Here is an 11,782-nt window from a genome sequence, read left to right as displayed (position 1 = left end):
CAGCTAGTACACCCCCAGCTAATGAGCAGAAATGGGATTATGAGGCTGATGTAGTAGTTATTGGCTTAGGTGGCGCTGGTGCTTCGGCTGCAATTGAGGCTCACGATGCTGGAGCTAAGGTTTTGGTTTTGGAAAAGCAAGCTGAAGATGCCCATTATCCTAATACACGGATGAGCGGCGGCGTTTGGCACAACCCCGATCCTACCGGCGATAGAGCAGCCCGAGTTGAGTATATTAAGGCTATGATGAGCGGTGAAAACATTCCTTGGAAAAACGAGGGTGAACAAGCACATGTATCTACTGAAATGGCAGAAATGTTTGCCGACGACATTATGGAGGTAGAACGGTTCTTAATGGCCCAAGCCCCAGATCTGGATCCAGCGGGTATGGCCCCGGGAGGAGAGGCTTCTTTCCCCATGTTCCCGAAATTCAAGGAAGCCAAATACGGTAAAACCGTTAGTACTCGATATAAAGATTTCCAAAATGCGGATGCAAGTGTTCCGAACTATAAACGTCCAAAAGAGCAAAAATCCGCAGGCGAAGCTTTTTATTGGGCACTGGTGGAAGAAGGCATTAAAGCGAAGCGTCCAGAGATTCAGCTTCTATTTAATACTCCTGCAAAAAGGTTAATCGCAGGTGACAATGGAGAAATTCAGGGTGTTATCGCTGTTCAAGGCGATAAAGAAATCAAAGTTAAGGCCAAAAAAGGCGTAGTACTTTCTAGCGGCGGATATGAATATAATCTCCCTATGCGCAGGGCCTTTCTAGAGGGGCCAGGTATAACCGGTTGGTGCTTCTATGGCACACCTTTTAATACTGGGGATGGCATAGAGATGGCCATACTCGTCGGAGCCGGACTTGCGAAAGTTGCGAAAGCCGCCTCACGTATTGAGTCAGCTTTCCCCTATGGCGAGAACTATGAAAAATTTGGTCTTAAGATGGGGTCTAATACCAGCGTAACCTCTTCTAAAAATAGTGTGATCGTGGATAATTTCGGCAAGAGATATACTGACGAGCATATCATTACAGATTCCACACGCCCCTACCGTTATCAATTCTACAAGGAAGCAGTACATTATGATCTGTTATCTATGAATTATCCACGCATTCCGAGTTGGGTAATCTTTGATGAGACCAGGCGCACCTCAGGTTCTGTTGTCAGTATGACAGGCTCTACAGTTGGCTATGGCTTCTTACCTTGGACGAAAGATAACATGGATGCCATTGAGCGAGGATGGATTTTGAAGGCTGATACTCTTGAAGAATTAGCTGAAAAAATTAAGGCTGACCCAGAGAACCGTGAGCTTATTGACGCTAAAAATTTAGCAGCAACGGTTAAGAGATTTAATGAACTCTGTGCAGCCGGTGAAGATAAAGACTTTGGCAGGACTCCTGCCACCATGGGTCCTGTTGAGAAACCACCCTTCTATGCGATGAAGCTTTATCCCGGGGGGCCTAATACAAAGGGTGGTGTAGATGCCAACGCCAAGAGAGAAGTTCTTGACTGGAACGGTAACCCTATACCGAGACTTTTCACTGCCGGTGAGATATCTTCTGTATTTAAGTTCACTTACCAAGCAGGCGGTAATATAACCGAATGTGTCGTTTGCGGGCGTATCGCCGGTAAAAATGCTGCCGATTTAACCCCCTGGTCATAAGAAGTAATTAGTACAAATGGATGAGGGCCGCAACTTTTGGCCCTCATTCCTGATTCAATTATATCATCAAGGAGAAGACTGCTATGGAAGAATTGAAACAAACTGCCATTGAACATGGTACCAGTATCGAACTCATTAACCACCTCCCATGTGAAGTCGATGCCGGAAGGGACATATTATTTCATATTAGGGTCTTGAGTATTGGTCGTAGTGATCTTTTGGGCTGTACGATCAAAATTACTGATCCTCAGAATGTTGTAGTGGCAGAAACAGAACTATCTTTATTTGACGGTGAAAGTAACGAAACTAATGAGTTTTTGGTGAGGGCCCCAAATATACCGGGTGAATATACTTGGAAAGTACTTTTTCCTGCTCAACAAAAGGACGGTATTCCATACGAGGAAAGCTCAGTACAAATTTCCTTTGTAGTTAAGCCTCATGTAATTGCACTAAGTATCTGGGGTGTACCATCCCCTGTTAGCCAGGGTGAAAAATTCAAGGTTAATATCGGAGTGAAGTGCTCCGCAGGTTGTTCTCTTGCGGGTCTCCCTATTGTTATTGAGGATGACGGCCGGCAGCAGGTGGCATTTGGTCGATTAGGAGAGGTCGTATTACCGCATACCAATGGGACCTATTGGACAGAACAAGAACTCAATGCCCCAGGAGATGAGACCCTTCATAAGTGGGCCGTTCATTGCGACACTCAGGCACTGGAAATACAGCATCAAATTAATTCAGAGACCTTTTTATTCCGGACGGCAAAGGCACCGGAATACAATATCACAATTGAAGTCTCTAACAAATCCGTCAATATGCCTCTTGAAGATGCATATGTCATGTTAGGATTATACAAAGCCACTACGGATGAGCATGGAATTGCTAAACTTAAAGTGCCTGGCGGCAAGCAAGAATTGTATGTTACTAAAAGTGATTACTTATCCTTTCAGATAGCTCTGGAAATTACCCAGGAAGCTAACATTAAAGCTGAGCTAGAGTATTCTCCTATTTTGTAGAATAAAACTTGCATTCAAGGAGTGGTTAAACTGAAAAAACAGAATGTACTAAGACTAGTCTTAATTTTAGTTTCGCTGGTAATGGTTGGAGTTATTGTCGGATGCTCAGGCACTTCTGAAACGACCTCATCCCCAAAGACCGCAGATTCAGCAGAAGTAACTGTGCTACCGGCAGCAAGTGAAGTCACTCCGCCGGTAACACCATCTGAAGATTGGTGGACACCGGATATGGACTGTGCAGCATGCCATACTACTAGTGTGGAGTCCATGAAGAATGGCACACTCACTATCTCTGCGCATGCCCAAGCGGGTCAAAAGTGTGTGGACTGCCATGATTTGGAGACACTTCAAGAAGTCCATAAAGACCCGGCTGCAGTCCCCGGTGCAATAAACGTAAGAATACCTAAGGAAAAGTGCTTTGAGTGTCATGGGTCTTATCAAGAATTGGCTGCCCGGACAGCGGACAGCAAGGTATTACAGAAAAAAGATGGTAGCTATGTCAACCCCCATGTTCGTCCCAATGATAACCATGAGGATAATGTAGAATGTTATAAATGTCATAAGATGCATATGGAGTTCGATAACAAAGCCCAATGCTTAAGCTGCCACCATACTGGTGAACTTACCTGTTATACGTGTCACTGATTTTTCCCAGGAGGCCTAAAAATAACCCTAAATTCAAACTGAGCAAGGAATTTAGTTCTAAATGCCCTGCTCAGTTTTCTTGACATTTATCACCCAAAAGGATATCGTAAAATTTTGATGAGTAAAATTTACGTAGGTGATAGGTGAGGAAGCTGCTCAAAAAAATAATAGAAGTCTCGTTTTGGCCTGCGTTATGTTAGCAACCTTTATGTCGGCCATTGAAGGAACGATTGTTGCAACGGCTATGCCCAGCATAGTGGCTGATCTGGGCGGATTTAAGAGTTTTAGCTGGGTTTTTTCTGCTTTCCTTTTGACACAGGCTGTAACCATACCCATCTACGGCAAATTAGCCGACTTATACGGGAGGAAGCCGGTTTTCTTTATTGGCGTCATAATCTTTCTGATCGGCTCTGTTTTATGCGGTATAGCTACGACTATGAACAACCTCATTATCTTTCGCTTGATTCAAGGTGTGGGTGCCGGTGCAGTGCAGCCTATTGCGGCTACTATTGTGGGGGATATTTATTCAGCCACTGAACGGGCTAAAGTCCAGGGATACATATCCAGTGTTTGGGGAGTAGCATCAGTTATCGGCCCTGCTTTGGGAGCAGTTTTTGTCCAATACATCCATTGGGCTTGGGTTTTTTGGGTAAATATACCCATAGGAATATTGTCTATCATTGGTATCGCTCTGTTTTTCCATGAATCTGTGACGAAGCAAAACCATGAAATTGATTTTGTGGGATCGGCGCTGATCTTTCTTGGGGTTAGTGCCTTAATGCTGATCCTTATCGAAGGCGGGGTAGCTTGGCCTTGGCTTTCGTGGCAAGTGGGGGGACTCCTAGCTTTCACCTTCCTGGTTCTTATTCTTTTTATCCTTCAGGAACGAAGGGCAAAAGAACCGGTTATGCCGCTCGACTTATGGCATGACCGAGTTATTGCTCTCTCCAATCTGGCGACTTTGACCACAGGGATCGCAATGATGGGAGTTACGACCTTTGTTCCTACTTTTGTTCAGGGTGTACAGGGGCAGCCCCCATTAATTGCCGGTTTTGCTTTAACGGTAATGTCTATTGGTTGGACCTTTGCAGCCACTTTAGCCGGTTTCTCCATGCTCAAGATTGGTTTTAAGACAACAGCAATCAGTGGTGGAATATTTTTATTGGCGGGGTCGATTCTCTATCTATTTATTCAGCCATCTATGGGATGGCTTTGGGTAGCAGCGGGATCTTTCATCATCGGTATCGGAATGGGCTTTACGCGGACTGTATTCATCGTAGCCATCCAGAACAGTGTCCCCTGGGAGAAGCGGGGTGTGGCAACTGCCACCAATATGTTTATGGGCATTTTGGGGAATACCTTGGGAGCAGGGCTGCTTGCAGGCATATTAAATGGTCGGCTTTTGGATTTTTTAAAGCAAAGAGCAGCAGATCTTAATATTCCTGTCAGTATCGACCTTGTCAACCAAATTCTCGACCCCAAAGGGATGACAGGCATTCCAACTAATATCGTGATGATTGTTAAAGAAGGCTTAACATCGTCCCTTCATTATGTCTTCGGATGTATTGTGTTTATGGCTATTATAAGCACCTTACTTCTGATCATTTTGCCGGCCGAGAGTCGAGAGAAAGCATAAAAACAAAGAGGGGCTAGCTCAGTGAATAGTAAATACCAATTCATTGATGCAGTGCCCCTTAATAGTTGGATTATTCTTGTTTAGTAAGCCACAATGATGCCTAATTTTCCGGCATAGGTTGAAATAGTGGCTCCCATTTCATTTATGATCACATCTTTGGGATGATAGCATTCCTTAAGCTTTTCGGCAAGGAATTGGGCGTCTTCCAGGTTATTGACATGGGTAATGCCAATGACTTGATCGGAGAAGTCTTGCCGCTTTTTTCCCACAAGCTCAATCAGTCGTTCCAGGGATTTGTGATGGCCGCGGATTTTTTCCAGAATTTCCGGAACTCCATCGATATTATGGAGAATAACCTTAATATGCAAAAGTTTCGCTAAAGAACCTTGGAAGTGACTTAGGCGTCCGCCCTTGACCAGGTTTTCTAATGTATCTAAAAGGATGAGAAATTTCATTTCCTCTCGCATTTTATTTAATTGTTGGAGAATAGCTTCTAATGAAAGTCCCTTTTGGACTAATTCAGCTGCCTTCATGACCTGTAGCCCTTGACCCACCGACGCAGCCATGCTATCAAAGACTGTGACATCGGCATTACTGGAAAGCTCTTTGCCTAAATTAGCTGAGTTAAAAGAACCGCTGAGTTTGGACGAAATCGTTAAACATAAGGTGTGACCCGCTTGGGAAAACTCCTTAAAAATTTTTGCAAATTGTGCCGGCGTAGGCTGTGAAGTCTGCGGCAAATCTGAGGACAGTGCCATTTCCTTGTAGAATTCCTGTGGTGTAATGTTTACGCCTTCAGTAAATTCTTTACCATTGACACGAATAGTCAAAGGCACCACGTGGATATTATTTTTTTGAAGCAAGTACTCGGGAAGATCGACGCAACTATCTGTTACAATATGTATCATATCCATTCTCCTTCTATTGCCGGTATAAATAGTAAGGATTTCCAAACCTTATGATATATTATAAATTAGATTCTATTCCAGATCAAAGGGGACAATGTAAATCTGCTCTCCTATTTTACGGGCTTTAACTAGTTCGCAATGTCTGAGGATAGCAATTTGTTTATCGAGTTCCCAATCTTTTAAGTTCAAGAGGTCCATAAGTTCAGGGCGGGTGAGTTTTCCTGTAGTCTTAATATGATTATACATTGTCTGCTGGAGCTTCGTGAGTCCTTCTGTGCCGCTTTCACCGGAAAGCTGACGGTGAGTTTTAGCGGAATGGACGGCGGCTACATCACAGGATTTTGGAGGCTGTAGAGCACCAATATAGCAATCTTCACAAAGGATCTTTCCCCGGTGGTTAAAACTTTCACCTTCAGGGATGTGATCCCCGCAGCGTTCACATTTCATAATCAATTTCCTCCTTAAGAGATTTCTTTTTCATTATATAGCGAGTTATTATTAATTAGTCATAAGGAAGAGAAATACCTTCAAACTATGCAGATAATTCTGCAAATGGACTTCTGAAGCTGGTAATGGTAGAATTATTTTAATAAGGTAGATTAGGAAAAGGGTGAAACTTTAATGTGCATTGGTTCCTTGGAAAACCATAAGATAGCATCTCAGGAATTTAAAGAATTTCAGGAAATTGAACTAAAGCTCAAGCTCCAGGACCCTCTGCTCGTGAATAGGATATTAAAAGATCCTACAATTATTAGGCTGAGTCGGGATTCCAAGCCACGCCCTAAAGCATATGAGACAATCTATTACGATACCCTTGATCGTCATTTACTTAAGGAGCAGGTATGCTATAGAATTCGGAATTCAGCTGGTGAGTATACAGCTACCATCAAAGGGTTTGGCTCTTCCCAAAATGGTCTATCCTTACGGAGCGAATGGAACCACAAGCTTACTGACAACACACCAACTCTTGAGCCCTTTACCGATTTACCCATTGGCCAAACACTGGCCGGAACGTTAGGTAAGGAAGAACTAATGCCGATTTTCATCACCCGTTTTCAGCGAACAGCCCTTGATCTATTCTATGAAGATGGGAGTATCATCGAGCTAGCTCTAGATCTCGGGGAGATCGAAGCGGGAGAAAAAAGGGAGCCTATCTGCGAGCTTGAACTGGAGCTTAAAAGCGGTCAGGTGGAGAAAGTGATTCAGTTAGGAGAGTATCTCTCCGCTAATTATCAATTAAAGCCGGAAGAGCGGAGTAAGTATCTGCGGGGCATGGAATTGGCAGTTCAATAGTATCCTGTTATGAAGGAGGGGACTATGGATGACGAAAAAAGTATTTATCGTGTCTTTTCTTTTAATGGTTTTAATCATATCCGGGTGCCAAAGTAATAGATCGATTGGTGAAAAAAATATTAAAGGTTTCCTTCAGGAATTGTATCAGGTTGAAAGTACGGCAGAGTATCAGGAATTGATGGGGAAGGTAGAACGATATTTCCAAGATAAACCAATAGAGAGCGATGCTGAATTATTGACAATGGACCCAGCAGACGAGGCTGAGATTTTCAAAACTTATATCGAAAAATATAGGCAATTTTGTACCGAGTCTGCTTTACAAGTATTGTTTAAAAATAGATATATAACGAAATACGAGCAACTAGCCTTTGATGAGGGATGTCAATTTTATGTAAAAGATATTTCTTTAGAGCAAGATAAGAAAAATGAAACACAGTACTACTATACTATTAATGTTGAGAAAAAGTTGAAAGACGGCACATCTCAGTTGCAAAGTGGGCAGGGAATGATTACTTTAAATGCAGAAGGGTTCGTAGACAAATTTACGATTACCCAGCATTTAAAGTTCTAACAATCATCAGGAAAAAAGCCTTCCGATTGAGGGGATAAACCCGTCATTACCGGAAGGCTTTTTTAGATATCTAATCTTTTTCTATAATTAGGTATACCTAGGGTAAACTAAAACCTATACCATAAAATAGAGGAGAATTCGCTATGCCAAGTTTTCAAGAAATCAATGATCATCTCATGGATGATAATAAACCTTCAGATTACATAATAGAATTAAGCAAGACAGGAATATTTGAGAATGAGTATCCTTTTACCCTTCTCGGTGAGCTGAAAAACACACCCCAAAATCCGGTGCATCATCCCGAAGGTAGTGTCTGGAACCATACCTTACTGGTCCTCGATAATGCGGCTGAGCGAAAGCACATCAGTAAAAATCCTCAAGTACTGATGTGGGCAGCCTTGCTTCATGATTTAGGCAAAGCTCCCACGACTCGTATCCGTAAGGGGCGCATTACTTCTTATGACCATGATGCCGAAGGGGAGAAGCTGGCTGTTAAATTTCTCAGGGAGTTAACCAAAGACGAGGCCTTCATTAACCAAGTCGCCAAGATGGTTAGGTGGCATATGCAGATTCTTTTCGTGGTCAAAGGGCTGCCTTTTGCCAATGTCAAAAAAATGGCCGCCGAAGTTTCGATTGAGGAAATTGCTCTGTTGGGGTTTTGCGATCGCTTGGGAAGAGGAGAATTGACCCAAGAAAAAAAGCAGGAAGAAGAGCATACCATAGAGAAATTCTTAGTGAGGTGTATGGAGATCCTACGATAGACTCATCGAAGTATGCACTTAATTCTATCAATGAAGTATAATAAGTGCATATACAAAAATATTTTAAAAGGAGAATCAGTGAAATGCCTGGTTTTAAGGAAATCACCCCGGAACAATTTGTCCATAGTCCCTTTAAGCTCTTAGACAAAGAGTGGATGCTAATTACCGCAGGGAAAGGCGAAAAAGTGAACACTATGACAGCTTCCTGGGGTGGCTTTGGTATACTGTGGAATAAGAATGTTGCCTATATTTTCATCCGCCCTACCCGTTATACCAAAGAGTTTGTTGATGACTCGGAAACTTTATCTCTTTCCTTTTTCGATGTATCCTATAAGAAACAGATGGGCTACTTAGGTAGGGTATCCGGTAGGGATGTTGATAAGATTAAAGAATCAGGACTAACTGTTGTTAAGGCTGAAGATGGAACCCCCTATTTTCAGGAAGCAAATATTACGCTCTTCTGTAAGAAACTCTATGCGCAAGAGCTAAAGCCCGAGTGCTTTGTTGTAGATGGACTGGATGAAAAAAACTATCCCCTCAAGGATTATCACACCATGTATGTTGCGGAGATTGAACGGATTCTTGTGGTCGAATAAGTTTTGAGAATAGGTAATGGTGCAGATAGAAGTATTACCTTAAAGGAGTATGCAATGATTAATATTAAGTTAATAAAAAAACCAGGCTTTGTAATCCTGGTCTTGGTCTTATGTGCCGTATTGCTGACAGCTTGCGGCAGTAAACAACAACAACCTCTATCCGGTGATTTTGATCAAGGGAAGGTTGAGGCAATGGGAAAAGCCGTCATCGACTTGGTCAATGCCCAAGATAATCAAGCCTTACGGGATATGGGTACGGAAGAGATCAAAGAAGGTTTAACCGACGAAGCTATGTTACCGGTTTATAAAGCGCTTGCCAAGGCCGGGGCTTTTAAGGAGATCTCCAAAATAGATGTGGCAGGACATAAGGGCGACAACGGGATAGAATACGCGATAGTTATAGCTAAAGCGCAGTATGAGAAAAAAAGTATGCTTTATACAATTTCCCTTACCAAGGATATGAAATTAGCGGGACTTTTCTGTAAGTAATCGGATTAATGAAGGAGAAAGGAAAATCAAAACCCTCTGTAACCAGAGTTCGTCAAGAATAGCAAAATCCGGATTATGCCTGATGTTCAAATCGTTAACAAGATTCATGAAACCGTGGATATAATTGACCAGATTAAGCCGGTCTATAACTTTAAGGCGGCGGAGTAGCCGTAAGGTCTGTAAGCTAATTAGATATACAAGATTATATGCCATGATTTGTTTTCCGTTCAAGTCACGGCTTTTTTGTTTGGCATAAAGATTAAAATAATGCCTCTTGACTTCGAGAGCAAATCATGTATCATTGTATTAGGGACTTAGTACAATGATACATTGAAATATAAGGGAAAAACCTATAGCACCTAAAATTAAAATGGAAAAGATTAATAGTTTTTTAATAAATTGTTTAAAAAATCTTGTTATAATAAGGACATTGACAACGAATTATATTTTTAGGAGGAGACTATGCTACCAGATACCGGTGTTCCAAACAATGTTCATTCCCGCTCGTTTTTTCGGAAACACTCCAAGAAAATAATAGCAGTGTTAATTTTGCTGGGCGGGCTGCTGATTGCCTGGCTGGTTTTGAACCGGCAATCCGGCTTGATTCCGGTTACTACCGCCGAGGTTGTTCAAAAAAGCTTCGAACAGAATGTTTTCGCCAGCGGCAAATTGGAAGTCAAAGATCTGGCTGAATTAAAGGCCGAAAGCAAAACTAAGGTTCAGGATGTCCTGGTCAAGCTTGGGGATAAGGTTAGTAAAGGCCAGATTATTTTGGTGATGGATACCGGCAGCCTGAGTGTGGAAGCATCTCAAAAAGGGCTGGAATGCAAGGAGCTCCGGGCCAAAATAGTCAATAGTGAATCGAATATCAGACTGCTTCAACAAGTCTATGATTTGGCCCAAAAGGATTATGACAATACGAAGATTCTCATGGAAAGCGGCGCGGCCAGTCTTAAGGAATTAGAGCAGGCCGAGCAAAAGGTAAATGAGGCCCAGGAAAAATTAGTGGTAGAACAAGAGGCTAATTTACCTCTGTTCAAAGCCCAGCTGGAGCAAGCCGAAATGCTCTATCGGAAAGCTCAGGAGAAATTGCAGAAAGCGACTATACATAGCCCTGATGATGGGATGGTCTTGAATTTAGCGGTCAAAAAAGGTCAGGAAGTTGAAGCCGGAACCCTGCTGACTCAAATCGGTAATCCGGCTGATCTTCTCATCGAAACAGGTATTAATGAGGTGGATGCCGCCCAGCTTGCAGTAGGGGATAGGGTGGAAATCACCAATAGCGGCTTGCTTAGCGAGCCCTTGATGGGCAGCATTGAAGCCATTGCTCCTACAGCCGGGGTGGTGTCAACGGCTCAAGGTGAACAAACCCAGGTAAAAATTAAAATAAGTGTCCCCGCTGCTGAAGGAGAAAGTCCCTTAAAGCCCGGTTTTAATGTTAACCTTAAATTTATACTGCATCAAAAAGAGCAAGCTTTGCTGGTTCCTTTGGAAGCAGTGGTTGAGGACGATGGGCGGAAACTGGTCTATGTCGTCGGGCAGGATGGAATAGTTGCGGAAAGAGAAGTGCAGACAGGCTTGAGCAATGAACTGTTCATGGAGATTGTCTCCGGTCTCGAAGTGGCAGAAAAGGTCATCCTGAACCCCAATGAGCCAATCAAGGACGGAGTGCAGGTGATCGTTAATGCTCAAAGCAACTAACTTAGTCAAGGTTTACCATACTGAGAAAATTGCCGTTACGGCCTTGAAAGGGGTTACATTCCATGTAGCGGCCGGCAGTTTTGTTGCGATTATGGGTCCTTCGGGTTCGGGAAAATCCACATTAATGAATATTTTAGGCTGCCTGGACACGCCCACCGAAGGGCAATATGTCTTGGATGGACTTGATGTTTCCCATATGGAGGAGAATGACTTGGCTAGGGTCCGCAACCTTAAAATTGGGTTTGTCTTTCAGACGTTTAATCTCTTACCGAGAATATCCTGCTTGCGTAATGTTGAGCTGCCGATGATTTATGCCGGAATTGGGGAAAAGGAAAGAAAAGACAAGGCTTTCGAAGCGCTGGCAAAAGTCGGTCTGGCCAAATGGGCGGCGCATCGTCCCACTGAAATATCCGGAGGACAGAGACAACGGGTAGCCATTGCCCGGGCTTTGGTGAACAATCCGGCCATTATTATGGCGGATGAACCCACCGGCAATCTTGACACCCGTTCG

General features: G+C 43.1%; 13 protein-coding genes. 11 read left to right on the top strand and 2 right to left on the bottom strand.

Going from position 1 to position 11,782, the window contains the following annotated elements:
• From AC1U9U_RS12920 to AC1U9U_RS12905, 4 genes are all read left to right on the top strand, one after another.
• Nucleotides 1-1,658 (top strand): FAD-dependent oxidoreductase (locus AC1U9U_RS12920; protein ID WP_479960962.1); only part of this gene is annotated, 1,658 nt, incomplete at its 5' end.
• An 83-nt stretch (nt 1,659-1,741) separates the two neighbouring features.
• Nucleotides 1,742-2,671, top strand: coding sequence for a hypothetical protein (locus AC1U9U_RS12915; RefSeq protein WP_479960961.1), 930 nt, complete (start codon nt 1,742-1,744; stop codon nt 2,669-2,671).
• An 81-nt stretch (nt 2,672-2,752) separates the two neighbouring features.
• Complete coding sequence (locus tag AC1U9U_RS12910) at nt 2,753-3,316, top strand: cytochrome c3 family protein (RefSeq protein ID WP_479960960.1); 564 nt, start codon at nt 2,753-2,755, stop codon at nt 3,314-3,316.
• A gap of 136 nt (nt 3,317-3,452) precedes the next feature.
• Nucleotides 3,453-4,952 (top strand): MDR family MFS transporter, encoded by a 1,500-nt coding sequence (locus tag AC1U9U_RS12905; protein ID WP_479960959.1) that lies wholly within the window; start codon nt 3,453-3,455, stop codon nt 4,950-4,952.
• An 80-nt stretch (nt 4,953-5,032) separates the two neighbouring features.
• Here AC1U9U_RS12905 and AC1U9U_RS12900 read toward each other — a convergent pair whose 3' ends face one another.
• Both AC1U9U_RS12900 and AC1U9U_RS12895 read right to left on the bottom strand, forming a co-directional pair.
• A complete protein-coding gene (locus AC1U9U_RS12900; protein WP_479960958.1) occupies nt 5,033-5,860 on the bottom strand; it encodes a DegV family protein in 828 nt (275 codons plus the stop codon).
• A gap of 72 nt (nt 5,861-5,932) precedes the next feature.
• Nucleotides 5,933-6,307 carry a hypothetical protein gene (locus AC1U9U_RS12895; protein WP_479960957.1) on the bottom strand — a complete coding sequence of 125 codons (375 nt, stop codon included), beginning with the start codon at nt 6,305-6,307 and terminating at the stop codon, nt 5,933-5,935.
• Between the two features lie 174 nt (nt 6,308-6,481).
• Between AC1U9U_RS12895 and AC1U9U_RS12890 the strand changes: the two genes are divergently transcribed.
• The 7 genes from AC1U9U_RS12890 to AC1U9U_RS12860 all read left to right on the top strand — a co-directional run.
• The gene (locus AC1U9U_RS12890) at nt 6,482-7,153 is read left to right on the top strand and encodes a CYTH domain-containing protein (RefSeq protein WP_479960956.1); all 672 of its coding nucleotides are present in this window, start codon (nt 6,482-6,484) and stop codon (nt 7,151-7,153) included.
• Between the two features lie 28 nt (nt 7,154-7,181).
• Nucleotides 7,182-7,724, top strand: coding sequence for a hypothetical protein (locus tag AC1U9U_RS12885; RefSeq protein ID WP_479960955.1), 543 nt, complete (start codon nt 7,182-7,184; stop codon nt 7,722-7,724).
• Nucleotides 7,725-7,867: 143 nt separating this feature from the next.
• Nucleotides 7,868-8,485 (top strand): HD domain-containing protein, encoded by a 618-nt coding sequence (locus AC1U9U_RS12880; RefSeq protein WP_479960954.1) that lies wholly within the window; start codon nt 7,868-7,870, stop codon nt 8,483-8,485.
• A gap of 83 nt (nt 8,486-8,568) precedes the next feature.
• Nucleotides 8,569-9,081 carry a flavin reductase family protein gene (locus AC1U9U_RS12875; RefSeq protein WP_479960953.1) on the top strand — a complete coding sequence of 171 codons (513 nt, stop codon included), beginning with the start codon at nt 8,569-8,571 and terminating at the stop codon, nt 9,079-9,081.
• Nucleotides 9,082-9,135: 54 nt separating this feature from the next.
• Nucleotides 9,136-9,570: a DUF3887 domain-containing protein gene (locus AC1U9U_RS12870; RefSeq protein ID WP_479960952.1), complete on the top strand. Its 435-nt coding sequence runs from the start codon at nt 9,136-9,138 to the stop codon at nt 9,568-9,570.
• A gap of 462 nt (nt 9,571-10,032) precedes the next feature.
• Nucleotides 10,033-11,271: an efflux RND transporter periplasmic adaptor subunit gene (locus AC1U9U_RS12865; protein ID WP_479960951.1), complete on the top strand. Its 1,239-nt coding sequence runs from the start codon at nt 10,033-10,035 to the stop codon at nt 11,269-11,271.
• The coding region (locus AC1U9U_RS12860; RefSeq protein WP_479960950.1) for an ABC transporter ATP-binding protein at nt 11,255-11,782 on the top strand (528 nt) is incomplete at its 3' end. The genes AC1U9U_RS12865 and AC1U9U_RS12860, both read left to right, overlap by 17 nt.

The organism is Desulfitobacterium sp. (genome assembly GCF_982384815.1).
This window is presented reverse-complemented; position numbering and strand designations above follow the sequence as displayed.

Bases quoted from the DNA above. Each gene is read 5' to 3' on its own strand.
- AC1U9U_RS12915 (WP_479960961.1), top strand. From the start codon at position 1,742: ATGGAAGAATTGAAACAAACTGCCATTGAACATGGTACCAGTATCGAA.
- AC1U9U_RS12910 (WP_479960960.1), top strand. From the start codon at position 2,753: ATGGTTGGAGTTATTGTCGGATGCTCAGGCACTTCTGAAACGACCTCA.
- AC1U9U_RS12900 (WP_479960958.1), bottom strand. From the start codon at position 5,860: ATGATACATATTGTAACAGATAGTTGCGTCGATCTTCCCGAGTACTTG.
- AC1U9U_RS12895 (WP_479960957.1), bottom strand. From the start codon at position 6,307: ATGAAATGTGAACGCTGCGGGGATCACATCCCTGAAGGTGAAAGTTTT.
- AC1U9U_RS12890 (WP_479960956.1), top strand. From the start codon at position 6,482: ATGTGCATTGGTTCCTTGGAAAACCATAAGATAGCATCTCAGGAATTT.
- AC1U9U_RS12885 (WP_479960955.1), top strand. From the start codon at position 7,182: ATGACGAAAAAAGTATTTATCGTGTCTTTTCTTTTAATGGTTTTAATC.
- AC1U9U_RS12880 (WP_479960954.1), top strand. From the start codon at position 7,868: ATGCCAAGTTTTCAAGAAATCAATGATCATCTCATGGATGATAATAAA.
- AC1U9U_RS12875 (WP_479960953.1), top strand. From the start codon at position 8,569: ATGCCTGGTTTTAAGGAAATCACCCCGGAACAATTTGTCCATAGTCCC.
- AC1U9U_RS12870 (WP_479960952.1), top strand. From the start codon at position 9,136: ATGATTAATATTAAGTTAATAAAAAAACCAGGCTTTGTAATCCTGGTC.
- AC1U9U_RS12865 (WP_479960951.1), top strand. From the start codon at position 10,033: ATGCTACCAGATACCGGTGTTCCAAACAATGTTCATTCCCGCTCGTTT.